Annotated in this window: 25 protein-coding genes; 7 read left to right on the top strand and 18 right to left on the bottom strand. The window is 64.1% G+C overall.

Annotated elements, in window-relative coordinates; all coding sequences use genetic code 11:
- The 4 genes from ybgF (at position 1) to ACEQXV_RS08100 (ending at position 4,809) form a co-directional block, all read left to right on the top strand.
- A complete protein-coding gene (gene ybgF, locus ACEQXV_RS08115) occupies positions 1 to 837 on the top strand; it encodes a tol-pal system protein YbgF (protein ID WP_370268658.1) in 837 nt (278 codons plus the stop codon).
- Positions 834 to 2,078 (top strand): tRNA lysidine(34) synthetase TilS, encoded by a 1,245-nt coding sequence (gene tilS, locus ACEQXV_RS08110; protein ID WP_370268656.1) that lies wholly within the window; start codon positions 834 to 836, stop codon positions 2,076 to 2,078. The genes ybgF and tilS overlap by 4 nt, the downstream gene beginning before the upstream one ends.
- 79 nt (positions 2,079 to 2,157) lie before the next feature.
- Complete coding sequence (gene ftsH / locus ACEQXV_RS08105) at positions 2,158 to 4,077, top strand: ATP-dependent zinc metalloprotease FtsH (protein ID WP_370252088.1); 1,920 nt, start codon at positions 2,158 to 2,160, stop codon at positions 4,075 to 4,077.
- 132 nt (positions 4,078 to 4,209) lie between these two features.
- Positions 4,210 to 4,809 (top strand): MOSC domain-containing protein, encoded by a 600-nt coding sequence (locus tag ACEQXV_RS08100; RefSeq protein WP_370268654.1) that lies wholly within the window; start codon positions 4,210 to 4,212, stop codon positions 4,807 to 4,809.
- A 6-nt stretch (positions 4,810 to 4,815) separates the two neighbouring features.
- Here ACEQXV_RS08100 and ACEQXV_RS08095 read toward each other — a convergent pair whose 3' ends face one another.
- A complete protein-coding gene (locus ACEQXV_RS08095; protein ID WP_370252092.1) occupies positions 4,816 to 5,208 on the bottom strand; it encodes a hypothetical protein in 393 nt (130 codons plus the stop codon).
- Positions 5,209 to 5,550: 342 nt separating this feature from the next.
- On the opposite strand from ACEQXV_RS08095, the gene ACEQXV_RS08090 reads away from it, so the two are divergent.
- The 3 genes from ACEQXV_RS08090 to folD are packed head-to-tail and all read left to right on the top strand — an operon-like array spanning position 5,551 to position 9,060.
- Positions 5,551 to 7,227, top strand: coding sequence for a formate--tetrahydrofolate ligase (locus ACEQXV_RS08090; protein WP_370268653.1), 1,677 nt, complete (start codon positions 5,551 to 5,553; stop codon positions 7,225 to 7,227).
- A 21-nt stretch (positions 7,228 to 7,248) separates the two neighbouring features.
- A complete protein-coding gene (locus tag ACEQXV_RS08085) occupies positions 7,249 to 8,142 on the top strand; it encodes a bifunctional 5,10-methylenetetrahydrofolate dehydrogenase/5,10-methenyltetrahydrofolate cyclohydrolase (RefSeq protein ID WP_370252096.1) in 894 nt (297 codons plus the stop codon).
- A gap of 18 nt (positions 8,143 to 8,160) precedes the next feature.
- Positions 8,161 to 9,060, top strand: coding sequence for a bifunctional methylenetetrahydrofolate dehydrogenase/methenyltetrahydrofolate cyclohydrolase FolD (gene folD, locus ACEQXV_RS08080; protein WP_370268651.1), 900 nt, complete (start codon positions 8,161 to 8,163; stop codon positions 9,058 to 9,060).
- Between the two features lie 174 nt (positions 9,061 to 9,234).
- Here the strand turns inward: folD and ACEQXV_RS08075 are convergent, their stop codons facing one another.
- The 17 genes from ACEQXV_RS08075 to ACEQXV_RS07995 form a co-directional block, all read right to left on the bottom strand.
- Entirely contained in the window at positions 9,235 to 9,660 is a 426-nt protein-coding gene (locus ACEQXV_RS08075; protein WP_370268649.1) for a PaaI family thioesterase, read from the bottom strand.
- 73 nt (positions 9,661 to 9,733) lie between these two features.
- Positions 9,734 to 10,396 carry a ligase-associated DNA damage response endonuclease PdeM gene (gene pdeM, locus ACEQXV_RS08070; RefSeq protein ID WP_370268647.1) on the bottom strand — a complete coding sequence of 221 codons (663 nt, stop codon included), beginning with the start codon at positions 10,394 to 10,396 and terminating at the stop codon, positions 9,734 to 9,736.
- Positions 10,397 to 10,466: 70 nt separating this feature from the next.
- Positions 10,467 to 12,875, bottom strand: a complete 2,409-nt coding sequence (locus ACEQXV_RS08065) for a ligase-associated DNA damage response DEXH box helicase (RefSeq protein WP_370268645.1) — start codon at positions 12,873 to 12,875, stop codon at positions 10,467 to 10,469.
- 111 nt (positions 12,876 to 12,986) lie between these two features.
- On the bottom strand, positions 12,987 to 14,303 hold the full coding sequence (locus ACEQXV_RS08060; RefSeq protein WP_370252105.1) for an ATPase: 1,317 nt from the start codon (positions 14,301 to 14,303) through the stop codon (positions 12,987 to 12,989).
- Positions 14,304 to 14,370: 67 nt separating this feature from the next.
- Positions 14,371 to 14,892 carry a prepilin peptidase gene (locus tag ACEQXV_RS08055; RefSeq protein WP_370252106.1) on the bottom strand — a complete coding sequence of 174 codons (522 nt, stop codon included), beginning with the start codon at positions 14,890 to 14,892 and terminating at the stop codon, positions 14,371 to 14,373.
- A gap of 11 nt (positions 14,893 to 14,903) precedes the next feature.
- Entirely contained in the window at positions 14,904 to 15,749 is an 846-nt protein-coding gene (locus tag ACEQXV_RS08050; protein WP_370252108.1) for a tetratricopeptide repeat protein, read from the bottom strand.
- A gap of 31 nt (positions 15,750 to 15,780) precedes the next feature.
- Entirely contained in the window at positions 15,781 to 16,353 is a 573-nt protein-coding gene (locus tag ACEQXV_RS08045) for a tetratricopeptide repeat protein (protein ID WP_370252110.1), read from the bottom strand.
- Positions 16,354 to 16,358: 5 nt separating this feature from the next.
- Complete coding sequence (locus tag ACEQXV_RS08040) at positions 16,359 to 17,324, bottom strand: type II secretion system F family protein (RefSeq protein ID WP_370268643.1); 966 nt, start codon at positions 17,322 to 17,324, stop codon at positions 16,359 to 16,361.
- Positions 17,325 to 17,336: 12 nt separating this feature from the next.
- The gene (locus ACEQXV_RS08035; RefSeq protein WP_370252114.1) at positions 17,337 to 18,305 is read right to left on the bottom strand and encodes a type II secretion system F family protein; all 969 of its coding nucleotides are present in this window, start codon (positions 18,303 to 18,305) and stop codon (positions 17,337 to 17,339) included.
- Positions 18,306 to 18,310: 5 nt separating this feature from the next.
- Positions 18,311 to 19,774 (bottom strand): CpaF family protein, encoded by a 1,464-nt coding sequence (locus tag ACEQXV_RS08030; RefSeq protein WP_370268641.1) that lies wholly within the window; start codon positions 19,772 to 19,774, stop codon positions 18,311 to 18,313.
- Between the two features lie 11 nt (positions 19,775 to 19,785).
- Positions 19,786 to 21,117 carry a CpaE family protein gene (locus ACEQXV_RS08025; protein ID WP_370252116.1) on the bottom strand — a complete coding sequence of 444 codons (1,332 nt, stop codon included), beginning with the start codon at positions 21,115 to 21,117 and terminating at the stop codon, positions 19,786 to 19,788.
- A gap of 215 nt (positions 21,118 to 21,332) precedes the next feature.
- Positions 21,333 to 21,950 carry an OmpA family protein gene (locus ACEQXV_RS08020; protein ID WP_370252117.1) on the bottom strand — a complete coding sequence of 206 codons (618 nt, stop codon included), beginning with the start codon at positions 21,948 to 21,950 and terminating at the stop codon, positions 21,333 to 21,335.
- 4 nt (positions 21,951 to 21,954) lie between these two features.
- Positions 21,955 to 23,367: a type II and III secretion system protein family protein gene (locus tag ACEQXV_RS08015; protein ID WP_370252120.1), complete on the bottom strand. Its 1,413-nt coding sequence runs from the start codon at positions 23,365 to 23,367 to the stop codon at positions 21,955 to 21,957.
- Between the two features lie 205 nt (positions 23,368 to 23,572).
- Positions 23,573 to 24,394, bottom strand: coding sequence for a Flp pilus assembly protein CpaB (cpaB, locus tag ACEQXV_RS08010; RefSeq protein WP_370252121.1), 822 nt, complete (start codon positions 24,392 to 24,394; stop codon positions 23,573 to 23,575).
- Between the two features lie 173 nt (positions 24,395 to 24,567).
- The gene (locus ACEQXV_RS08005; protein WP_370252126.1) at positions 24,568 to 24,777 is read right to left on the bottom strand and encodes a pilus assembly protein; all 210 of its coding nucleotides are present in this window, start codon (positions 24,775 to 24,777) and stop codon (positions 24,568 to 24,570) included.
- A gap of 219 nt (positions 24,778 to 24,996) precedes the next feature.
- Positions 24,997 to 25,194, bottom strand: a complete 198-nt coding sequence (locus ACEQXV_RS08000; protein ID WP_370252122.1) for a pilus assembly protein — start codon at positions 25,192 to 25,194, stop codon at positions 24,997 to 24,999.
- Between the two features lie 215 nt (positions 25,195 to 25,409).
- Positions 25,410 to 25,595: a pilus assembly protein gene (locus tag ACEQXV_RS07995; RefSeq protein ID WP_370252123.1), complete on the bottom strand. Its 186-nt coding sequence runs from the start codon at positions 25,593 to 25,595 to the stop codon at positions 25,410 to 25,412.
- Between the last annotated feature and the right edge of the window lie 164 nt (positions 25,596 to 25,759).

Here is a 25,759-nt window from a genome sequence, read left to right as displayed (position 1 = left end):
ATGCGGCGCGCGCTTGCCCTTGCCCTTGTGCTGGCGCTGGCCGCGCCGTTCAGCCCGGCCCTTGCCCAGGGCCGGGAAGAAACCCTTGCCGACATCCGGCAGGAACTTTCGGTGCTCTGGGTGGAAATCCAGCGCCTGCGCACCGAGCTGTCGACCACCGGCAGCCCTACCGGGGTTGGCGGGGGCGATACGATCGCCCGGATCGACGCCATTGAAAGCGAGTTGCGCCGCCTGACCAACGCAACCGAAGAGCTTCAGATCCGCGTCGATCGCGTGGTGATGGATGGCACCAACCGGATCGGTGACCTCGAATTCCGGCTTTGCGAGCTGGAAAGCGACTGCGATATCGGCACCCTTGGCGAAACCCCGACCCTTGGCGGGGGTGAGGCACCGGCCGCGCCGGTTCTGGGCCTGGGCACGTTGCCGTCTGCGCCGTCCAATGGTCCGGCACTCGCCGCTGCCGAACAATCCGATTTCGATGCCGCGATGGCCGCCTACGAGGCGGGGGATTACGCGGCTGCGGCCGAAGGCTTCGAAGCCTATACCGAAACCTATCCGGGCGGGGCGCTGAGCGCCGAGGCGCATTACTGGCGCGGACAGGCCGAAGCCGGTCAGGGTGCCTGGAACCGGGCCGCGCGGGCTTATCTCGCCAGTTTCTCGGGCGCGCCGGACGCCCCGCGCGCGGCCGAAAGCCTCTATCGGCTTGGCACCAGTCTCAACGAACTGGGACAGCGCGACGAAGCTTGCCTCACACTGCGCGAGGTCGAAATCCGCTACCCCGCGTCGCCCATCGTGCTGGATGCCCGGGCGGCGATGACCCGTCTTTCCTGCAATTGAGCCTTGAGGCCCGCTTTGACGCCGCGATGGAGCGGCTTCTCGCGGGCCAGAGGCCGGAACGACTGGCCGTGGCTGTCTCGGGTGGCGGGGATTCCCTTGCGCTTCTGGGGCTCGCCTGTGACTGGGCCTCGGAAAACGACTGTCGCATCCATGCCCTGACCGTCGACCACGGGCTGCGCCCGGAAGCGGGCGACGAGGCGCGCATGGTTGCGCGCGAAGCGCTTCGCATGGGCGCCATGCATGACACGCTTCACTGGCAGGGCTGGGACGGGCGCGGCAACCTGCAGGCCGCCGCGCGTGCGGCCCGCTACAGGCTGTTGTCCGAACACTGCGAACGGGAACGGATCGGGGCGATCCTGCTGGGACACACCCAGGACGACCAGGCCGAAACGGTGCTGATGCGGCTGGCACGCGGATCCGGGGTCGATGGGCTGTCTGCCATGTCAGAGGGGCGTTTCGGCAAGGACTTTCTGCTGCGCCCGTTGCTTGACGCCACGCGCGATGAATTGCGCGTCTGGCTGACCCGCCAGGGCATGCGCTGGAGCGAGGATCCCTCGAATGACGACCCTCGCTTCGACCGGGTCCGGGCGCGCCGACTGCTCAAGCAACTCATTCCCTTTGGTCTCGATGCCGCGCGCCTGTCGGAAACAGCCTCTGCCATGGCCCGCGCCCGGCAGGCGCTGATCGCCCGCGCCGTGGACGTGGCCCGCGAGGTTGTGGCCGAACAGTCCGGCATCCTGATGTTCGATCGCGCCGGGCTGGCCGGGGTCGAGGAGGAAACCCGCCTGCGCCTGGTGGCACATGGGCTGGCCTGCCTCTCGGGCGAGGTCTACAAGCCCCGTCTCGCGTCGCTCTCGGCCATTCTCGACAAGGCGCTGGCAGGGCAGGGCGGCACGCTTCAGGGGTGTCGGCTGGTCCCGTCACGCGGTGTGCTCTTCCTGGTGCGCGAATGGAAGGCGGTCTCGGGCGTAGAAGTGCCCGCTGACGGGGCGGCGACATGGGACGGGCGGTGGCGCATCCGCATGGATGGTGCGCCCGGTGCCACGATCCGACCGCTCGGCGAAGAGGGATTGGCCCGGATCGACCGGCCAGAGGACCTTCCGCACGCTGTTTTGCTGTCTCATCCGGGTATCTGGAGCGGCGACGATCTGCTCGCATCGCCCGATTTGTTCAATGATCGCGCGATTCATTGCGAATATGCCGCATCAGCGGGGTTTCACGCCTCGTTAAAATCGCATTGAAGTCAGCCTGCGCATGCCTATTTTAGGCGGAGTGCCCGGTGCGGATCTCTCCCCGGGCGCCTAGGTAAGGAGAATTCTCTTGGGCAATGCCAGAAATATCGCCTTCTGGGTCATCCTCTTTCTGCTGATCCTCGCGCTGTTCAATCTGTTCAGTGGCAACCAGGCCACGATGAGCACGCGTTCGGTCGCCTATTCCGACTTCATCAGTCAGGTCGAAGGCGGCGGGGTCAGTTCGGTGATACTCGATGGCGAGACGATCCAGTTCACGACCGGTCAGGGCACCTTCGAGACGGTTCGCCCGTCCGAAGTCGACGTGACCCCGGTCCTGCTGGAAAACGATGTGCGCATCCAGGCGCGTCCGCAGGAACAGTCGGGCTTCATGGCCGGGTTGATGATGTGGCTTCCGGTGCTGGTGCTGATCGGCGTCTGGATCTTCTTCATGAACCGCATGCAGGGCGGCGGGCGCGGCGGGGCCATGGGCTTCGGCAAGTCCAAGGCCAAGCTGCTGACGGAAAAGCATGGCCGCGTGACCTTTGACGACGTGGCCGGGATCGACGAGGCAAAGGAAGAACTGGAGGAGATCGTCGAATTCCTGCGCAACCCGCAGAAATTCAGCCGCCTTGGCGGCAAGATCCCCAAGGGCGCCCTGCTGGTGGGTCCTCCGGGCACCGGTAAGACGCTGCTGGCACGCGCCATCGCGGGCGAGGCGGGCGTGCCCTTCTTCACCATCTCGGGCTCTGACTTCGTTGAAATGTTCGTGGGCGTTGGCGCAAGCCGCGTGCGTGACATGTTCGAGCAGGCCAAGAAGAATGCGCCCTGTATCGTCTTCATCGACGAAATCGACGCCGTGGGCCGGTCCCGTGGCGTGGGCTACGGCGGCGGCAATGACGAACGCGAACAGACGCTGAACCAGCTGCTGGTTGAAATGGACGGGTTCGAGGCCAACGAAGGTATCATCATCGTGGCCGCCACCAACCGGCCTGATGTTCTGGACCCGGCGCTGTTGCGGCCCGGTCGTTTCGACCGGCAGGTTCAGGTGCCCAATCCCGACATCAAGGGGCGCGAGCGCATCCTGGGGGTGCATGCCCGCAAGGTGCCGCTTGGCCCCGACGTGGACCTGCGCATCATCGCGCGCGGCACCCCGGGTTTCTCGGGTGCGGACCTGGCCAACCTCGTGAACGAGGCAGCGCTCATGGCCGCCCGCGTCAACCGGCGCTTCGTCACGATGGAAGATTTCGAGAACGCCAAGGACAAGGTGATGATGGGCAGCGAACGCCGCTCGATGGTCATGACCGAGGACGAGAAGAAGCTGACCGCCTATCACGAGGCCGGTCACGCCATCGTCGGGCTCAACGTCCCGCAGCACGATCCGATCCACAAGGCGACGATCATTCCGCGTGGCCGGGCGCTCGGCCTCGTGTTGAGCCTGCCGGAACGTGACCAGCTGTCGGTGAGCTACACGAAATACACCTCCAAGATCGCCATGGCCATGGGCGGGCGCGTTGCCGAAGAGCTGATCTTCGGGCCGGAAAACGTCACCTCCGGCGCGGCCTCTGACATCCAGCAGGTCACCAAGATCGCGCGCGCGATGGTGACCCAGTTCGGCTTCGCCGAGGAACTGGGCTATGTCGATTACGCCAACGAGCAGCAAAGCTACCTTGGCGCTTATGGCGGTGGATCCAACCACTCGGCGGCGACGCAGAAGATCATCGACGACAAGGTCAAGGCACTGGTGGACGAAGGCTACCAGACCGCCAAGCGCATCCTGACCGAGAAAGCCGACGACCTGGAGCGGCTGGCGCAGGGGCTGCTGGAATACGAGACCCTGACCGGCAACGAGATCACCAAGGTGATCGCAGGCGAGGCCTTGCACCGGGGTGAGGACGATGATGACGCCGATACCGGCGGCACTGCCTCGGTCACGGCGATCCCCAAGACCAAGCCCAAGGCCAAGGCCGATGGCAGCGACGGCCCGATGGAGCCGGAACCCTCCGCCTGATCGGTCCCGTTCGGACAGGAAGACCCCGGCCCTTTGGTTGGGGTTTTTCATTGCGGTCGATTCCGGGTTGCAGCCTGGGGGCGTAGCGGCTTTGGTCCCGATCATATCCCGCTTGCCAGTGAAGGTTTCGTCATGCCCGCACTTCTGCCCACCTCGTATTCCGCCCGCGTCACCTGGCTCGGGGCCAATCCCGACCGCAGAACGGGGCTTCCCTCTCGGCCCCTCGACCGGATGGTGCTGTCTTTCGCGGGTCCTGCCGGTGAAACCCATGCCGGGCTGACGCGGCCCTCGTGCAGCCGGGTCCTGTCGCAGCACCCCAGGGGCACCGAGATCCGCAATGTGCGGCAACTGACGATCCTGAGCGCCGAGGACCTTGCAGCCATTGCCGAGGATATGGGCGTCGCCGCGCTTGACCCCGGCTTGGTCGGGGCAAGCCTTGTGATCGAGGGCATTCCGGATTTCACCCATGTGCCCCCATCCTCGCGCCTTCAGGGGCCCGACGGCGTCACGCTTGTTGTGGACATGGAAAACCGCCCTTGCCATCTGCCTGCCAAGCCAATCGACGCAGAGGGCCCTGGACACGGCAAGGCGTTCAAGGCCGCCGCCATGGGGCGGCGCGGGGTCACGGCCTGGGTGGAACGGGAAGGGGTGCTGACCCTCGGTGACAGCCTGCGCCTGCATATCCCCGATCAGCCGGTCTGGCCGCAGCTGGAAAGCGCGCGACAGGGCTAGACGCGGTCAGCCCGCCGCGCGCGCAATCATCCGTGCCAGCCCTGTTCCCACCCGCCAGAGCGCCCACAGAACCAGCAGGACCTGGGCAAGGGTGAGGACTGCCAGCAGGATGTAGCCGCCAAGCGCGGGGTGGCCCGATCCGATATCGGCGGACAGGAAGGCAAAGATGAGTGTGACAAGTGTCGCCGCGCTTTCGACGCTCCACTCGATGAGCCAGCCCAGAGGGGTTGAGGGGCAGTGAACCGATACGCCCCACTCTTGCGACAGGCGGCAGCCCGCCCAGGCAGCGTCCGTTACGGCGCGGTCGGGCAGGCGCGGGAGGATCGACAGCCCAGCCAACATCACGATCAGGTAGGCGGCGGCCAGGAGATCGGCAAAGAACAGGAAGAAGCGTCGCATGCAGGCAGCTTGCAGGACAGGCGGATCAGGGGCCAGGTGCGACCGGGATCAGACCAGGGCGAAGACCGTCAGGGCGAGAGTGATGCCGAAGCCGAAACCTGCGTGGATCAGAACGATGGGTGCGGACATTGTTTCTTCCCCCTGGGGCGTTGTGCGTGTCGATTGCTCATGGGTCGCATCATGATCGACAATGGTTCAAAAAAGTTTTCCAGCGCCGCGCATCGGAAACGCCAAGTGGCGGATGAAGGCGTAAACAGGTCGGAAATGCCCCTGTGACGCGTGGTCACATTCGTTATGCCTGAGTCGAGACAGAACTGCCCTCGCCAACAGGACCGACCCAAAATGGCATTCAAGACCGACATCCAAATTGCCCGCGAAGCAAAGAAACGCCCGATCCAGGAGATCGGCGACAAGCTTGGCATCCCGTCCGATCACCTGCTGCCCTACGGCCATGACAAGGCGAAGGTCAGCCAGGATTTCATCAACTCGGTCCAGGACCGTCCCGACGGCAAGCTGATCCTTGTGACCGCGATCAACCCGACCCCCGCGGGCGAGGGCAAGACCACCACCACCGTGGGTCTCGGCGACGGGCTCAATGCCATCGGCAAGAAGGCTGCGATCTGCATCCGCGAAGCCTCGCTCGGGCCGAATTTCGGCATGAAGGGGGGCGCGGCCGGTGGCGGCTATGCGCAGGTGGTTCCGATGGAGGAGATGAACCTCCACTTCACTGGCGACTTCCACGCCATCACCTCGGCCCATAACCTGCTGTCGGCGATGATCGACAACCACATCTACTGGGGCAACGAACTCGAGATCGACGAACGCCGTGTCACCTGGCGCCGCGTTCTCGACATGAATGACCGCGCGCTGCGCGATACCGTGACCTCGCTCGGCGGTGTCGCCAACGGGTTCCCGCGCCAGACCGGCTTCGACATCACCGTGGCCTCCGAGGTCATGGCGATCCTGTGCCTTGCCAAGAACCTCGAAGACCTGCAACGCCGCCTTGGTGACATGATCGTCGCCTACCGCCGTGACCGCAGCCCGATCTACTGCCGGGACATCAAGGCTGATGGCGCCATGACCGTCCTGCTGCGCGACGCGATGCAGCCGAACCTGGTGCAGACGCTGGAAAACAACCCGGCCTTCGTGCATGGCGGGCCCTTCGCCAACATCGCGCATGGCTGCAACTCCGTCACCGCCACCACCACCGCGCTGAAACTGGCCGATTACGTGGTGACCGAGGCGGGCTTCGGGGCGGATCTCGGCGCCGAGAAGTTCATGAACATCAAGTGCCGCAAGGCGGGTCTCGCCCCCTCTTGTGTCGTGGTCGTGGCCACCGTGCGGGCGATGAAGATGAACGGCGGCGTCGCCAAGGCCGACCTCGGCACCGAAAATGTCGATGCTGTGAAGAAGGGCTGTCCGAACCTCGGGCGTCACATCGAGAACGTCAAATCCTTCGGGGTTCCGGTGGTGGTGGCCATCAACCACTTCGTCACCGACACCGATGCCGAAGTGCAGGCAGTCAAGGACTACGTGTCGTCGATGGGGTCCGAAGCGATCCTGTGTCAGCACTGGGCCAAGGGCTCGGAAGGCACCAAGGAACTGGCCACCCGCGTTGCGGAAATCGCCGACGCAGACATGGCAAATTTCGCGCCGCTCTACGGTGATGACCTGAGCCTCTTCGAGAAGATCGAGACCGTCGCCAAGCGCATCTACCGCGCTGACGAAGTGCTGGCCGACAAGAAGATCCGCGATCAGCTGAAGGAATGGGAAGCCGCCGGATACGGCAAGCTGCCCGTCTGCATGGCCAAGACCCAGTACAGCTTCACCACCGATCCCAACCGCCGCGGCGCGCCCACCGGGCATTCCGTGCCGGTGCGCGAAGTGCGCCTGTCGGCCGGGGCCGGGTTCGTCGTGGTGATCTGCGGTGAAATCATGACCATGCCGGGCCTGCCGCGCGTGCCGGCCGCCGAGTCGATCCGGATCAACGACGAAGGGCTCGTCGAGGGCCTGTTCTGACCGGCTCGGGGAGGCAAGCCGATGCGCGCCGCCCTGATCGACGGCAAGGCCATCGCGGCGCGCCTGCGCGCCGAGGTGGCCGCCGAGGCGAAAGAACTGGAATCAGCCGGGTGGAAACCCCGGCTGGTCTCCATCTCGGTCGGTGATACCGCTGCGGCCGAGCTTTACGTGCGCAACCAGCAGCGCAGCGCTGAAAGCGCCGGCGTGGCCTTCGAGGCGCGCAACTATCCGGCGGAAACCTCGCTGGAACAGTTGACCGGCATCCTTCAGGGCCTCAACGCCGATCCGCGCGTCAACGGCATCATTATCCAGCGTCCGCTGCCCGATCATATCCCGGTCAAGGTGCTGCAGAAATCCGTGCATCCGCTGAAGGACGTGGAAGGGATGCATCCCGCCTCGATCGGGAACATCGTCTACAACGACCTGGCGCTCGGACCCTGTACCGCCGTCGCGGCGGTCGAGATCCTCAAGACGCTGCCCTTGCCGATGGAGGGGCTCAATGTCACCGTGATCGGCCATTCCGAGATCGTGGGCAAACCGATCGCTTTCCTTCTGATGGGGCTCGGTGCCACGGTCACGGTCTGCCACCACATGACCCGGTCCGTCGCCATGCATAGCCGCGCCGCAGATGCGGTGTTCGTGGCCGTGGGAAAACCGGGGCTGGTGACGGGCGACATGCTGAAACCCGGCGCGGCGCTCATCGACATCGGGATCAACCGGGTGGATACGCCCGACGGTCCCAAGACCGTGGGCGACGCCGATTTCGACAGCTGCGCCGAGGTGGCGGGATGGATCACACCCGTTCCGGGCGGCGTCGGTCCGGTGACGGTTGCCACGCTGATGAAGAACGCGGTACTGGCCACGCGGATGCAGATGGAGCATTACGCCGCCAGCTATGCCAAAACCGAATTTTGATACGAGAGGGAGAGGGTCATGAGTGCCACCATCATCGACGGCAAGGCGTTCGCCGCCAAGGTCCGGGCACAGGTCGCGGAACACGTGGCGCGGCTGAAGGAAGAGCAGGGCATTATCCCCGGCCTTGCCGTGGTTCTGGTGGGCGAAGATCCGGCCAGCCAGGTCTATGTGCGCTCGAAGGGCAAACAGACCGTCGAGGTCGGCATGAACAGCTACGAATACAAGCTTGATGCCGATACGTCCGAGGCCGATCTGCTGGCCCTCATCGACAAGCTGAACACTGACCCGGCGGTGCATGGCATCCTCGTGCAACTGCCGCTGCCAGGGCACCTGAATTCCGATCTGGTGATCAATGCGATCGACCCGGCCAAGGACGTGGACGGGTTCCATATCTCGAATGTGGGCCTGCTCGGCACCGGGCAGAAAAGCATGGTGCCCTGCACGCCGCTTGGCTGCCTGATGATGCTGCGCGATCATCATGGATCGCTGTCGGGGATGAACGCGGTGGTGGTCGGGCGGTCGAATATCGTCGGCAAGCCGATGGCTCAGCTGCTGCTTGGTGACAGCTGCACCGTGACCATTGCGCATAGCCGAACGAAAGACCTGGGCGATGTCTGCCGTGGAGCGGATATCCTGGTGGCCGCCGTGGGCCGCCCCGAGATGATCCCCGGCGATTGGGTCAAGCCCGGCGCAACCGTGATCGACGTCGGCATCAATCGCATCCAGCACCCGGAGAATCCCGAGAAGACCAAGCTGGTGGGCGACGTCCATTTCGATAGCGCCGCTGCGGTGGCCGGGGCGATCACCCCGGTGCCGGGCGGCGGGGGGCCGATGACCAGCGCCTGCCTGCTGGCCAACACCCTGACCGCCTGCTGCCGGGCAAATGGGCTGGCCGAGCCGGAGGGACTGACGGCCTGAGCGGCCTGCGTCCCATCCCCCTCAGATAAGGGTTTCGCCGTGCCCCTGGCACGGCGACCCGCGCGATCCGTTTCGGATCGCGGTCATTTTCCGCGGCGGAAAATGCCTGGCCACGAAGAACGTGGCCAGGTTGCGCGGCCCGGGCTGCCAGGGCCGGCACCACCATCCGCGAGGTTACGGCGTTTCCGTGCCCAGTGGCACCATTGTGCCTTGCAGAATGGCCACCAGCTTGCGGCTGCCATCGGCGTATTCCGTTTCGACGGTTGCGCGCGTCACCACGAGACGCCGCCCCGGTTTCATGACCTCTCCGCAGGCGATCAGCCGTTCCCCGTCTGCCGGGGCCAGGAGATTGATCTTCATCTCGGCCGTCAGCACCTCTGCCCCGTCCGGCATCGTCGTCAGCGCCGAGTAACCGGCCGCGCTGTCGCCCAGGGCAAAGGTCACACCGGCATGGGCAAATCCATGCTGTTGGCTCACCTCGGCACGGATCGGCGCGGAGAGGGTCACGCAGCCCTTCTGGACGGACTCGATGCGTGCTCCAAGGGTCGCCATCAGGCCCTGCTTGTCGAAGCTCTCGCGAATTCTGCTGTCCATGCTCATCCTCCGTCTGCTCAAACATCCTGCCGGTGGGCGGAGCAGCCGACAAGCGGCGGTTCAAACGACGTTACGTCCGTCAGCGGGGCATGGGCACGGCAAGCGGGGGGGTGGTCAGAAGGATGGCTTGCGCCCCGTCCCCCATCAGGCTGCGCAGGGGGTCCGAATGGCAATGCAGACCCCCGGTATAGGTGCCGTAGGCGGGCAGGATCAGGCGGCTCTCGTCCCGCAGGAAACAGGCGCGCGTGATGCTGCGCGACTGCAGGGCCACGCGGGCCATGGGGTGGTAATGGCCCGAGATTTCACCTCGGGCACCGGGCAGGGCGATGTGGCGAAATCGCAGCGGGCCCTCCGACAGAGTGGCCAGGTGGGTGCCCCCCAGTTCCACGGGGCCCGCGTCATGATTGCCTTCGATCCAGATCCAGCGCCGTCCGGCCATCAGAGTGGATAGCATCGCCCGCGCCCCATCCTCCAGAGCGCGCATCGCGTCGAGATCGTCGAAACTGTCACCGAGACAGACAACCGTTTCGGGCTCAGTCGCGCGGATATCGGCGTCGAGCCGGGCCAGGGTTTCGCGCGCCTCGTAGGGGGGCAGGATCGGGCCGCCGCGCCGGGCCATCCGTTCGGATTTGCCAAGATGCAGGTCGGAGACGCAGAGCAGCCGCCGGGACGCCCAGTAAAGCGCGCCCGAAGGCAGCGCGGTCAGGGTTTCTCCGGCGAAGGGAAAGGACAGTCCGTTCATGATCCGTTCCATCGCATGACAAGGCTGTCATCGCAAGCACCGACCATGTGAAGGGGCCCCCTATCGCCCCTCACTCCAACCCCGCCGCCGCCATCAGCGCCGATCGCTCGCGTTCGATCAGCACCTCTTCCGCGCGGCCCTTCACGGGCACCTTGCCCACTTCCAGGAAGAGCGGCGCGGCAAGTGGCGTCACGCGCTGCAAGGCCAGATGGTCGATCCGGTCCCCGATCCTGTCGAGCATCTCCTCGATCCGGCCGAAATCGACCAGCCCACGCATGGCCTCTGCCCGGGTGATCTCCAGCATCAGGTGGTCGGGATCATACTTGCGCAGCGTGTCGTAGAGAATGTCGGTCGAGAAAGTGGCCTGCCTGCCGGACTTGCGTTTGCCACCGGGGCTGTTGCGGTCGATGAGTCCGGCGACGATGGCCGATGTCTTGAAGGTCCGCTTCATGACCGCGTTTTCCGCAAGCCACCCTTGAAGGGCCTCATGCAGCCCCGCCCGAGCCAAAAGAGGGGCAGGGTCCGTTACCGGATCGAGCCCCCAGATAAGCGTCGCGTAATCGGTGGCCACGAAGCCCATCGGGTTTAGCCCCGCCGCCTCCATCCGTTGCGTGACCAGCAGGCCAAGCGTCTGCATCGCGTTCTTGCCCGCGAAGCCGTAGAGGCAGATGTGATGCAGCCCGTCATGGGGAAAGGTCTCCACCAGCAGGCGGTCGCGTTCCGGCAGCTTCGAGACCTTGCGCTGCAAGGCCAGCCACTCGGCGGTATGGGCTGGCAGGTTGGGCCAGCTGTCTTCGCGGAACATCCGCAGGATGCGGTCCGAAAGCTGCGTGGAGGTCGCGAACTTGGTTCCGGAAAACACGGCGATCCTGGGCTTTCTTCCCCGATCCCGGCTGACCTCCACCACCATTTCGCGCAGGCCCTCGTAACGCACGATATGGCCCCCGATCAGGAACGTGTCGCCGCGCGTCAGGGTGGCGGCGAAGGCTTCCTCCACCTCGCCAAGGGGCTTGCCGCCGCGGCTGTGTTTCAACTGGACCTTCAGCTTGTCGCTATCGGTGATGGTGCCGATATTCATGCGGATGCGGGCAGCCCCCCTCGGGTCCCGCAACTGCCACAGGCCATCGGGGCGCTTGACCAGCCGCTGCCACTGATCGTAGGCGCGCAACGCGTAGCCGCCCGTCGCACAGAAATCGAGGCAGCGGGCGAACGCCTCCGGCGTCAGCTCCGCATAGGCCCCGACCGTCCTGACCTCGTCATAGAGCGCATCGGCTTCGAAGGGACCGGCGGCAGCGCGGATCAGGATGTGTTGGCAGAGCACGTCGAGGGGGCCGGGACCGCGTGGGTCGCCATCCAGCGCGTGGGCCTTGACCGCCTCGAGCGCGGCCACGCATTCCACCACCTCGAAGCGGTTCGCGGGCACCAGAAGCGCACGCGACGGTGCATTGTAGCGATGGTTGGCGCGCCCGATCCGCTGCACCAGTCGCTTGACGTTCTTGGGGGCTCCGACCTGGATCACGAGATCCACATCGCCCCAGTCAATCCCCAGATCGAGCGTGCCGGTGCACACGATGGCGCGCAGTTCGCCCGCCACCATCGCGGCTTCGACCCGTTCTCTCTGTTCGCGGGCCAGTGCCCCGTGGTGAATGCCGATGGGCAGGCCCTCGTCATTCGCGAGCCACAGGTTGTGAAAGAAGATCTCGGCCTGCGCACGGGTGTTGTGAAAGATGAGCGTCGTGCGGTGCCGCCTGATCTGATCCAAAACCGCCGGAATCGCATAGGCTGCCCCGCCGCCGGACCAGGGCGGGCGGTCTTCCGTCTCAAGCATGGCAATGTCGGGATCGGGACCCGGATCGGCATGCAGGATGCGGCAGGGTTCGGGCGCGCGGGCCAGCAGGCGGGCCAGGCCGGGCGGGTCTTCCACCGTGGCCGACAGCCCTACCCGGCGCAGGCCGGGGGCGAGGCTGTCCAGCCGGGACAGGGCCAGGAACAGCTGATCGCCCCGCTTGCTTTCGGCCAGAGCGTGAATCTCGTCCACGATCACACGCCTGAGCCCCCGGAAGGTCCGGGCCGCATCCTCGTAAGAGGTCAGCAGCGCGAGGCTTTCCGGCGTGGTCAGAAGGATATGGGGCGGATCGGCGCGCTGGCGTTTGCGGCGGCTGGAGGGTGTGTCACCGGTGCGATCCTCGATGCGGATCGGCAGGCCCATTTCGTCGACCGGGCGGCGCAGGTTGCGCTTGATATCCGCCGCGAGCGCCTTGAGCGGTGAGACGTAGAGCGTGTGCAGACCCTCATGCGGGGCGGCCGCTAGCTCTGCCAGCGTGGGCAGGAACCCCGCCATGGTCTTGCCCCCGCCCGTGGGCGCGATCAGCATCAGCGCCGGGGCATCGCGGGCGTCGAACATGTCGCGTTGATGCGGATGGGGCTGCCAGCCCTGCCGGGAAAACCAGTCGTCGATGATCGGGGGCAGGGCGTCCATGCCACCAGAGATAGGGCAAAGCCCAAGGCCGGGAAAGGCGCTTGCATCGGGGAAGGGCCGCGCGATTTCGAGAAAATCGCGATCAAGGATTTTGGAAAATCCTTGCCCCGCCTAGTGGGCGATCATTTCCTGTTTGACGAAGAGGTTTTCCCAGGCCCGATCCAGCAGATCGGGGCGCATCTGGTAGGGTATGCCTTCGAACTCGCAGATGGCGATGATCTGATCGAGCAGGAAGGGGGCGTGGTAATTCGCGTAATTGTTGTCGATTGTCGGGTATTTTGTCTTCAGCAGATGCAGCAACGACGCTTCGTCGAGCGGCACCTTCTTCTTGCGGGCAACCATTGCGAAGATCTTGAGGAACTGTTCCTGCGTGGGACCATCGATCTTGACCTTGAAGAAGATCCGTCGCAGCGCCGCCCCGTCGAACAGGTCATTGGGATGGAAGTTGGTCGAGAACACCACCAGCGTGTCGAATGGCACCTCGAACTTCTCGCCTGATTGCAGGGTCAGGATGTCGTAGCCCACTTCCATCGGCACGATCCATCGGTTGATCAGTGCCTGCGGGGGTTCTTCCTGGCGGCCAAGGTCGTCGACGATGAAGACGCCGCCGGTTGACTTCAACTGCAGCGACGCCTGGTAGGTGCGCGAGGTCTTGTTGTAGTTGAGGTCTAGCATCGACAGCATCAGTTCGCCGCCGGTCATCACCGTGGGACGCTGGCACATGATATAGCGCGTGTCGAAGCGGGCCGAATGTCGGCGCAGGCCGCTGCCCTCGGTCTCGGGCGTGGCGACGGGGGTGTGAACGATCGGGTCGAACAGTGTGATGACCTGGCCTGCATAGGCAATCGCGCGCGGCACGTAGATCGTATCTCCAAGCGCGGCACGGATACCCTCAGCGATCGAGGATTTCCCGTTTCCGGGCGGGCCATACATCAGCACCGACCGGCCCGAGCTGACGGCAGGTCCAAGCTGGTCGATCATGCCGTCAGGCAGGATCAGGTGGCCCATGCTGGCCTGAAGCGCCTCGCGCGTGATGCGCACGTTCTTCACCGACTGGCGGCGCGTCTGTTCCTTGTAGGCTTCCAGCGGCACAGGCATTGCACCGTAATATTCCGACTGGCTGAGCGCATCGAGCGCGCGGGCCTTGCCTGCATCGGTCAGCTGATACCCCATTTCCGAGGACGATGTGGCGTGCAGCGTGCCCATGGCCTGCATCAGCCCCATCTCGCGCAGCATGTCGATCAGGGTCTGGGTCAGCGGCATGGGCAGGCAGATCGCCTCGGCGATGGCGCTGGCCTGTTCCACGTTCTTGCGGAAGACGGTCTTGAGCAGGATGTCCCGCATCATCACCATCTGAAGCCCGGTATCTTCCAGCCGCCGCAGCATCGGCGGCGCAAAGGAGGTCACGTCAGCAGCTTGCACGTTCATCGGGAATGACCCTCTCGACTGAATCCGCCCCCGGTCAGTATAATGCAGCAGCGGGGTTGCGGCGCGGTTAAGCGCCGGTCCCAAGGGCGCCAAGCGCCAAGTAGACCACCAGGGCACCGGCAAGCGCCACGCCCATGGGGAAAAGCTTGCCGCGGTCCCAGGACACCCAGTCGGGCGTTGCCCGACGCACGGCGGGCACCATGCCGGCCCCGCGATGCGTTAGCCAGGACCCGATCAGAACGGCGGCAAAAAGCGTCAGGAACAGCAGGTAGTCGCCCGGTGCGATGAACGGTGCCATGGCAGCGGCGAACTTGGCGTCCCCGGCCCCCACGAGCCCAAGCGACGAGATGATGAACCCCGCCAGCAGGACCACGGCCAGTTGCGCCAGGCGCATGTACCAGGTGCTGAAGGCCATGACCTCCATGCCGACCTGGACAAGGCCCACAACCAGAAAGACCCCGGCCAGCGCCAGGACGGATATGTTGGGAATGCGCATCTCGCGCAGGTCGGACCAGGCGACCCAGATGCAGATGGGCAGAACGAAGGGCAGGAACCAGAGGGCCTCGGTGGCGTTGATTGCAAGTGTCATGGGGCCTGTCCTTACGCTTCCAGCGAGCGCAGCGCGCGCACGGCGGCTTCGAAATGCTGCGGATGGGTGTCGATGGCCTCTTCCAGCAGGCCACGTCCGATATCCACATCGCCGCGCCGGATGGCCGCCAGCGCCATTGTGTGCAGCAGTTGCGCCCGTTCAACTTGTGTCATCTGCACCAGCGGCAGGGTGTACTGGCCGCGCGCGGCACGGGCGAGCACCAGGTTGTTCTTGGCGGTGAAGAGGTTGGGATCGTAGCTGATCGCCTCCATGAACAGGCGCTCGGCCGCCTCGTGGTCGCCCCGGGTGAGCTTGGAGAAGCCCCAGTTGTTCAGGACGCCCGCAGGGCGCGTCGTCAGGCCGACGGCGGTTTCATAGAAACTGTCGGCGCGCTCCCACTCCTCGTTGCTGTCGGCGATCATCGCCTCCAGCCGGTAGCGTTCATATGTCTCGAAGGTGGGCGGCACGGAGTCGAGCTGGCGCTCGGCCTCGTCCCAATCGTTGGTGCGGATCAGCGCGCCCGCGTAATCGACGCGATCCTGGTCCGTGGCCTCGTCGCCCTGCACGATGCGTCGCCAGATGCCGACGGCCTCGGTATAGTGTCCCGCACGGATCAGGCTGGTGCCCAGGCCGCGTTGCAGGTCGACCCTGTCGGGGTCTTCCGCCACGGCGCGACGGAAATAGGCCACCGCCTCTTCGGGGTCTGCCACCGTCAGCATGATGTCGTTGAGATTGGTTTCGTCGATGACATTGACGCCTTCCAGCGCCCGGTCGACGTCGGCAGAGCGGGTCTGGTCGCAGGCTGCAAGGGCAAGCCCGACAGACACGGCTGCCGTGATCCGGATCATTGGTCGCATGTGCGGCCTCTTACTGCTCGTGTTCCTTCGATCACTGGGCGTAGAGAAGGACATAACGGCCCCCGCCACGGCGCTCCAGGTCGAAGCTTTCGTTAGTTATGTCCTGACTATAGCCGGAATTTTCCAATCGCGCGATAGCCAAGCGCAGGTTTTCGCGGATCGAGTCGCTTTGGCCACTGTCCAGCGCATAGGCCTGGCGGAAGACCTGCATCGCCTCGCCCCATTCACCCTGCTCCATCAGGACCACGCCGAGATTGTTCCAGGCCGGAACGAATTCGGGGTCGACCTCGACCGCGCGGCGCAGCATGTCCTCGGCCTGGCCGAGCCTCCCAAGGCGCAGGTTGGCCGAGCCGAGTGACGACAGCACCTCGGCCGTCATGCCCTGTTCGCCCGCTGCGCGCAGGTAAGCCCTTAGCGCCAGTTCGTATTCTCGGGCCTCCATAAGCCGGTGACCGACGATCATCTGGTCCACGCCGTCACGCAGGACGGTCACGTCTTCCGGGGCGTCCAGCCCCTCGTTCAACGGCTGAAGCCGCGGCGATGGTTCGCACGCGGCCAGACCGATGACGGTCGAAAGCACCAATACTGTCTTGCCCCACCACATGTCCGTCAGAACCCTCCTCCTCCGCTCAGGGTCTGGGAGATGCCGTAGACCGACGGCCCGATCAGGATGATCAGAAGCGGCGGAACACAGAACATCATCGTGCCGAGCGTCAGTTTCGTCGGCAGTTTATTGGCTTTTTCCTCGGCGCGCATCACCCGCTTGTCGCGCATTTCTTCGGCATAAATCCGCAGCGCCTCGGCGATCGAGGTGCCGAACGTAGCCGACTGGATCAGAACGGTCACGAAGCTGTTGACGTCCTGCACCCCGCAGCGTTCGCCGAAGTCCTTGAGAACCTTCACTTTATCCTTGCCGGCCTTCATCTCGTAGGCGACGATTTCAAACTCGTCGGCCAGCGACTCGTAGGAAGCGCGGATTTCCTTGGCAACGCGGATGATCGCCTGGTCCAGGGATTGACCGGCCTCGACGCAGACCAGCATCAGGTCGAGCGCGTCGGGAAAGCCCTGGGTGATTTCCTCTTCGCGTTTCTGAACGCGCTTGGTGATCCAGTATTTCGGCAGGTAATACCCGATGGCCCCGGGGATCAGCACTGACAGGATGCTTTTCTGCGTGCTCATGCCCGGCATGATCAGCGTGTAGATCACGCCGAGCGCCAGGAAGCCCATGCCAAGCGCGAATTGCGCGAAATGGAAGGTCTGCACCGCCCCCTTGGACCGGTAGCCCGCCTTGAGCAGCGTCAGCTGGATCTGGCTGAATTCTTCCTGGTCCTGCGGTTCAAGGAATTGGGCGAAGCGGTCCAGCTTCTCGTTCTTGCCGCCGATACGCAGGGCGCGCTGGATCTCGGGTGCGTTGCCGCCCTGGTTCTGCTCTTTCAGCTTCGCCAGCGGGTCTTTCTTCTTGGTCAGGACCGCCGGAAGCGCGACCAGGATCAGAAGGACACCCAGGAAGCCCGCGATGAAGAGCCACCCAAGGGGTCCGAGATAGTCTTGAATAAGGGCATTGATCTGGTCCATGCCGTGTGCTCCTCAGACCTTGATGTTGACCATCATGCGCATGAAAAAGAAGTTCGCCGCCAGCATCACCGCCACCACGGCACAGGCCGGAATGAAGGCTGATGTTTCCATCACGTCGGCGTAGTAATCGGGCTGCATCACGTTGATGCCGATCAGTGCCAGAAGCGGGAAGACCGACAGGAACATGCCCGACCACTTGGCTTCGGCGGTGATCGCCTTCACCCGGCGGAACAGCTTGAAGCGGGCGCGGATCACCTTGGCCAGGCCGTTCAGGATCTCGGCCAGGTTACCACCCGATTTCTGCTGGATACCCACGGCCACCGCGAGGAAGCGAAGGTCCTGCATGTCGAGCCGCTCGGCCATGGATGCAATCGCGTCGCTGACATCGCGGCCATAGGCGGCCTCGTCTGCGATGATGCCCAGTTCCGACCCGAGAGGGTCAGCAACTTCCTTGGCCACGGTATTGATGGCCGACACGAAAGGGTGGCCAACGCGCAGGCTGCGCACCATCAATTCCACCGCGTCGGGCAGTTGTTCTTCGATCAGGGCAAGGCGCTTCTTGGCCTTGGAGTTGACCCAGAAGAACACGCCGCCCACACCCATGCCCACGGCCACCATGATCCGGATCGGCATCGAGGCAGTGGTGGCGATGGTCAGGCCCAGGAACGCCGCGACGCCAAGCCCGATCATCACGAGGATCAGCTGTTGCGGCGTAAACGCGATATTGGCCTTCTGCGCCTTGTCGGCGATCAGCGAATAGAGCGGAATCGTCCGCGACCCGGTATGCTGGTCGAGTTCCTTGCGCAGCTTGGCCAGCACGTCTTCGCGGTTGGTGCCCTTGTTGAGCAGGTCCAGCCGGCGGTTGACGCGGGAGTTCAGGCTGATCGACTTGCCGAAGGCGACGAGGTAGACACCTTCGACCAGCATCACGATGCCGACGAAGATGCCGATATAGATGAGCGGTTCGATACTCAGGTTCATGGTCGTCAGTCCCCTGCGGGTTCATAGATCGAGGCCGGCAGGTCATAGCCCCACTGGCGGAAGCGTTCGGAATAGTGCGAGCGCACGCCGCAGGCAGTGAAGCGGCCGATGATGGTGCCATCTGGCTTGAGCCCGAGACGCTCGTAGCGAAACACCTCCTGCATCGAGATCACGTCGCCTTCCATGCCGGTGATCTCGGTGATCGAGACCATGCGGCGGCTGCCGTCCTGAAGGCGGCTGGCCTGCACGATGAGGTTCACGGCGCTTGCGATCTGGCTGCGCACGGCCTTGATCGGCATTTTGATCCCGGCCATGGCAATCATGTTTTCCAGGCGGCTGACACCATCGCGGGCGCTGTTGGCGTGGATCGTGGTCATCGATCCGTCGTGACCCGTGTTCATGGCCTGCAACATGTCGATCACTTCCTCGCCACGGGTTTCGCCGACGATGATGCGGTCGGGGCGCATCCGCAGCGCGTTGCGAAGACAGTCGCGCTGCGTGACCGCGCCCTTGCCTTCCACGTTGGGCGGACGGCTTTCCATCCGGCCCACATGCTCCTGCTGAAGCTGAAGTTCCGCGGTGTCCTCGATGGTCAGGATGCGTTCGGAATTGTCGATGAAGGACGACAGTGCATTGAGCGTGGTCGTCTTACCGGACCCCGTCCCGCCCGACACGATCACGTTTAGGCGCGTGGCCACGGCGGCTTGCAGGTAGGCGGCCATTTCCTCGTTGAAGGCGCCGAACTTGACCAGGTCGTCGATGCCAAGCTTGTCCTTCTTGAACTTACGAATGGAGACAAGCGAGCCATCCACCCCCACGGGCGGCACCATCGCGTTGAAACGCGAGCCGTCTTTCAGACGGGCGTCCACATAGGGGTTCGATTCATCGACGCGGCGACCCACGGCCGAAACGATCTTGTCGATGATGCGCAGCAGGTGGCGTTCGTCCTTGAAGCGGCAATCCGACTTCTGCAACTTGCCCGCCCGTTCGATGAACACGTTGTAGGGGCCGTTGATCAGAATATCGTTGACGGTGTCGTCCTTGAGCAGGGGCTCAAGAGGGCCCAGGCCCGTCACCTCGTCGAAAAGCTCCGTTTGCAGCGTCTGGCGGTCCTCGCGGTTCAGCACGACGCCCATATCCGACAGCTCGTCGGTGGTGATCGCGTTGATTTCCGCGCGAAGTTCGCTTTCCTTGGCGTTTTCCAGTGCGGACAGGTTGAGGTTGTCCAGCAGGCGCGAATGCATCTCCGTCTTGATTTCGTCCAGACGGGCACGGCGCTTGGCTTCCTTGTCCTGCGCCACCGGTTCGGCGGCAGGCTTGCTGGAGACCGGCTTGGGTTTGCGGGTGACCTTCGGACGCTCGCCCTCAGCCAGGGCCGGAGCCGCGGCGGCTGCCGCCGGCTCGGGGTCCGTCATCAGCGCGGGGTGCACCGGGCTTGCGTTGGTCGATTTCTTGTAGCGAGAAAACATTCCCGGCCTCCTCAGCCCGCAGCAGCGGCATCAGACATGATTGCATCGTGCAGGGTCTTCGCCATCTTGGCGATTTCCTTGCGCAGTGGGTTTTTCTTGCCGAACTCGGCCAGCGGGGCCCCGTGGTCGCAGGCCTGCGTCACCTGCTTGGCACCATCGGGAAGCTGCGTCTTGAGCTCGATGCCCAGGCTTTCGCCAAGGCGCTTGACGCGGGTCTTGCCGCTCATGTCGAGCCCTTTGGGGGCGCGGTTCAGCACGTAGTGCACCTTTTCAAGAGGCAGGTCTTCGGCCTGCAACGCCTTGATGAAGCGCATCGTGTTCTGGGCCGAGCGCATGTCGAGTTCGAGCGTCGCGAAATAGACATCGGCGGCATTCAGAACGGTTTCGGTCCATTGCACGATCGTCGTCGGCATATCCACGATCACGATGTCGAAGCATTCCTGCGCCAGTTTGAGAAGCGCCTCCACCTCTTCGGGGCCGATCAGGTCGAGCGGCAGGATATCGGCCGGCGCGGTAAAGACCGACAGCTTGCCATCATAGCTTTGCAGCGCCTGGCGGAAGGCCTGCTCGTCCATCGTTTGCGCCTCGGACAGCACTTCGAAGATCACGTCGCGGCGCGTCAGGTCGAGATAGGTCGAGGTCGAGCCGAACTGGAGATCCAGATCGATCAGGCAGACCGTCGGCGATTTCTTCTTGTCCACATTGGCCAGTTCCCAGGCCAGGTTCACCGCCAGCGTGGTCGCGCCGGTGCCGCCCGACATGGACTGCACGGCAAACAGCACGCGATCCTTGCGGCTGATGGTGGTGGCCAGCGTCGGTGCGGGTGCCGCGGGGGCGGGTTCCGGGGCGGCCGGGACAGGGGCTGCCTGAACCGGGGCTTCAGCCGGAGCTGCCGCCGGTGCCGGCACGGGCATCGGGGCCTCTGCCACACCCTGACCGGACCGAATGCGTTCCACCGACTGGTGGAAAGCCTGCTCGGGCAACGGGTAGGGCACGAAATCATCGGTTCCGGCCTTCAGCAGACGGTGCAGAATGGGCGGGCTGACGTCCTCGGCCACGAGGATGACCTTGATGTCGCGTTCCTTGGCCTGTTCGATGATGCGGATGATCAGTTCGACGTCCTGTTCATCTTCGTCATCGACCGCAAGGGCCACGAATTCCAGATCTTCTGCCTCAGGCTGCGTAAAGAAAGCCTGGGCCTCCATGAAATTGAGGTCGCCCCAGGCTTCGCCCAGTTCGGCTTCGATGTCATCGATCAGCAGGTCGAACGTCTGCACGTCGCGGGCGATGGTGCACGCCACGATCGGTGCGGGGTTCGATTTGAGAGCCAAGCCTCCACTCATCGTCATATTCCCGGATCGCCCGGATTTCATCCGGGTCGGTTGTCATTCGGCCGCGACCGTCGCGCCGCCACCGGGAGGACTGGAAGGATTCCCGCTCGATCAGGACCTCGCACCTTGCCTCCGATGATCTTTGTGGTCGCCAAGTTGGGCAACAATACGACCAAAAAGCCGAAACTATTGGGTATTCACCGGGAGTTATGGAGACGATGACGGCCTTAGTTGGCCGCCGTCGAGCGCGCGCCACCATAGGCGCGATAGACGATATCCGCGTAACGCCCGTCGAGAACGAGCGGGTCGTTTTGCACGAAGCCCGACACCTCCGTCACGGTGCGCCGGTTGCGCAGTTCGCGTTCCTGCGTGGCCACGATGGGCTGCGTTTCGCCAAGGGAAACAAGGGCTTCCAGTCGGCTGCGGTCGATGCCCTGGCTGACCAGGTAGTTCACCGCCGCGCGCGCGCGGCGCATGCCGAGCGCCTGGTTGTAGGCGTCAGACCCCACCAGGTCGGTATGGCCGTAAACGCTGAACCGCACTTCGGGGAATTGCAGGATCCACTGCGCCTGCTGACGCAGGACGGCGCGAGCCTGTTGGTCCAGCGTAGCGCTGTTGAAGGCAAAATTGATGGTGGTCGGAACTTCCTGCGCAAATCGGGTCGAAAGCTCTTCGACATAGCTGCGCTGCCCCGTCATCACCAGCATGTTGTTCATCGTCGGGTCGCCGAAGCCGCCCTCGTCCAGGAAGCGGCCAGCCTCGCCCACGTTTCGGATGCGGTCGCAGCCCGTCAGGGCCAGGACGGTGACGCCGGCAAGAAGAAGGGTGGTCAGTTTGCGTGCCATGTCCTTACTCCATCACGTAGCCGTAGGAGCCGCTGAAATCCTGCTGGGCAACATCGCCAGCCGGGCTGTCGGGGTCGGTGGTGTGACCGGCGGTCAGGCCGAAGAGGAACAATTCGTTCTCGGTCGGGATGCGGATGCGGTCGGTGGGCAGGGCGAAGGCCTCGCCGCGGGTGGGCGACACCAGATGCGCGGTGACGATGATCACGAGTTCCGACTGTTCTCGCTGGTAGCTCGCGCTGCGGAAGAGCGCGCCCAGAACGGGAATGTCACCAAGCCAGGGCACCTGGCCGATCGAGTCGCGGAAATCGTCTTGAAGAAGCCCGGCGATGGCGAAGCTTTCCCCGTCGCGCATTTCGACCGTGGTCGACGCGGTGCGGGTGCGCAGGCCGGGAACGCCGTTCACCGTGGGCACGAGGGAGTCGATGGCCGAGACCTCTGCCGCCAGTTGAAGGTTGATCGTTTCATCGGACACAACGGTTGGTGTGAAGGTGAGGTTGACGCCAAAGGGTCGGAATTCAACGGAAATTCCACTCTCGGTCTGAACCGGAACCGCGAATTCCCCGCCGGCGTTGAAATTGGCGGTTGCCCCGGACAAAGCGCTGAGGCTCGGCTCTGCCAGGGTGCGCACGACACCATTGCTTTCGAGGGCTTCCAGCATCACCGACAGTTGCAAGCTGTTATTGCCGAAGCTGATGCCAAGCGCGCCGTTTCGTCCGGTGGTGTTGGCGGGAAGGGACTGGCCCACGCCAAAGGTGGCGGGACCCGTGGCATTCATGCCGCCCGTTCCAAGCGTTGTGCCGCCATTGCCGCCAAAGGCCGATCCCGAGATCCCGAGAGAGGCCCCAAGCTCGCGGCTGACGCTACGCGACATTTCAGCGAAGCGGACGCGCAGCATCACCTGCTGGCTACCGCCCACCATCATCATGTTCGAAACACGTCCGGGCGCGTAGCGTTCGGCCAGCTCCAGTGCGCGGTCGAGCACCTGGCCCGACGACACGGTGCCCGACAGAACGATACCGTCATTCGCGCTGCGCACCTCGACCGGCTCGCTCGGCAGAATTTCCTGAAGTCGCTCGCGGAACTCGGCAAGGTCGGGGACGACCTGAATCTCCACGTTCGCGATCAATTGCCCCTCGACGCTGAGCAGGGTCATCGTGGTGCGGCCGGGCGCGCGGCCAAGCACGTAGATGGTGCGCTCGGACAAGGTGGCGATGTCGGCGATCTGGGGGTTGGCGACGGACAGTTCGGCAAAGAGCGCCTCGCTCTCGACCACGACAGCCCGGTTCATCGGCACCCGCAACGTGGCAGACGTCGCGCCTTCTAGAACGCGAAGGGCCTGCGAATGGGAAACCGCCGGTAGCGAAAAACTCAGCGCACATCCAAGAAGGACGGCGCAAAAATGGCGCAACATGCTCATTGTGATCCTGCCTCTCTGATCACGTTTTCGGACGGGAATTCTGTGTCCCTTTCGTCGCACAATGCCCGAAATCGACTTCTGGCGCAAGAATCAGTCGTTTGCGGCGCGACTCTCATGTTGTGCAGAAAGCACGATCGGGTTGGGGTGGACGCAAAAGAAGACCGGCCCCCAAGGTCATGAGGGCCGGTTTCAGGGGTCGATTGGCTCAGTTGGTGCACGGCACCTGGGTCACGATCACCTCGGCGCCCCGACGGTTGCGCACGGTGCAGATGCGGGGGCCCGCGTCCTGCTGAGCTTCCTGCACGCCGAGCAGGCTGTCCTGGGTGATCTCGATCATCTCGGACTCGGTGTCGTCGCGCACACCGACCAGTGCCAGGGTCAGGCTTCCGGTGGACTGGGCCTGTGCCAGCGCGGCCACCCGGTCGGGCGGGGCCTCGACGGTGATGGTGCGGGCGATGGTCGGGTTGTTGCGATCCTCGTCGGCGATCTGGTCGATTGCGATGATCTGAAGCGAAGCCTGGATCAGCCGGGTGACGCTTTCACCGCGCGCGTTGCCGGTCCAGTAGACATCGACCCGGTCACCGGGGCGCAGGAAACCGGACACGCCGCTGGCCACGTCGACCCGCAACGCCAGGGCGCGCATCCCGCGTTCCAGCCGCGAGGCGACGCCGGCATCTTCGCCGGGAGCGGTGACCTTGGACACCAGCACCGGCTCATGACGTTCCATGGTGCGCAGGACTGTCCGCATCTCGCCCGCGTCCTCGGGGAAGAGATCGCTTGCGTTGGTAAAGGCGCCGAAGGGGACGAATTCCTCGGGCCATTCGATGGCCCTTACGTCCTGCGGGCGCAGTTCCTCGCCGTAGCGGATTTGCCGGGTCACCACGTAGACGGTGGTGGTCGGCACGATTTCGTCTCGCTGCGAAGCGAGCGCGGCCTGATACTGCGTGAACCGGTCTTTGGCCACGTAGACGGCGAAGCCAGCAAGGCCCACGCCGATGATCAGGACAAGTCCGAAGATGACTCGCATGTTACTGCCCTTTATCGTTCTGTTCGCAGCGCCGGACAGGGCCCGGCGCAATTCCATTCGGGGAAGACTGGCAAAGAATTTGGGCAAAAGAATGGTCAGGGGACGACCCTGTTTCGACATCTGGCCGCCGGGGGGCAAGCCATCGGGCCGCCCCCCGGTGCCGGTCCGACCCATCAATCGGTGGTGGTGGTCGAGGACGAGAAGCCCGCGGTCACGTGGTCGGCTTCCAGTTGGGTCTTGATGTCACCCGACAGGTTTTCGAGCCCGCCCGAGACGACCGAGATCACGGCAAGCCCCAGGCCCACCAGTGCAGCGGTCAGGACGACCCAGTCGACGGTAACGGCACCCGACTCGTCGGACAGAAAGGAATTCAGGGATTTCATGGACATGGCGTGCTCCTGCTATTGCCTTGTGGAACGATCCCCGCGACGCGGAAGATCAGAGCGCGTTCTGTCGCTGGCCCTCAGTAGGGGCAGGAGGGATTGGACCCTCCCCGCAGGGCAGAAACAAGGCAGAGCAAGGACGGCTAAGCGCCAAGTCCGTAGAACTTGAACTGAATTCGCGCGGACCCGCCTGGCAGGGCGGGTCCCCGTCGCGTCAGCTTAGTTGAAGCTCTCGACGATGTGGTCGCGCTCCAGCTGGGTCTTGATTTCGTTGGACAGGCTTTCCAGGCCATCCGCAACCGTATTGGTGACGGCAAGGCCGAGGCCCACGAGGGCAGCGGTCAGGACGACCCAATCAACGGTCACGGCGCCGGATTCGGACAGGGCAAAAGACTTCAGGCGGGCAAGGGCTCGCATGGCAGATCCTCCAGGGGTTATGGGATGTGGCAGCATCCCGAGCAGACGATGGCAGGATCAGGGCGAACTGGGGCGAAATTGCGGCAGAAATGCGCAATTAAGGACAAAATGCGGCGGAAATCGGGAAACAGAAACTTTGGATAGTTTTGATTCTCGAAACGCAAAAGGGGCCGCGCAATTGCGCGACCCCTTCTGTATCAGGTTGTTCTTCGGGATCAGTCGCCGAAGGACGCGTCGATGTGGTTGGTCTCGAGCTGGGTCTTGATGTCGCCCGAGAGGTTTTCCACACCAGCCGACACGACGGCCATGACAGCGAGGCCCAGGCCCACGATGGCTGCGGTCAGAACGACCCAGTCAACAGTCACGGCACCGGATTCGGAATTCAGGAAGGTCTTGATCATTGTCTTGCTCCAGGTTTGGTCTTTTAGGTTTGCCCTTAGGTGTCTGCCCCCTTGGGATGTTGTGACTATCCCCCCGAATCCGGGCGCGAATGGGGCAATCGAAAGAAATTGTCGGGGTTTTTAATCGAATGCGCGGGGCCGGGTCGGGCACAAAAGAAAAGGGC

The organism is Nioella sp., from assembly GCF_964229645.1.
Taxonomy (GTDB): Bacteria; Pseudomonadota; Alphaproteobacteria; order Rhodobacterales; family Rhodobacteraceae; genus Nioella.
Note: the sequence above shows the minus strand (reverse complement) of the source record. Positions and strands in the feature narration are given on the sequence as shown.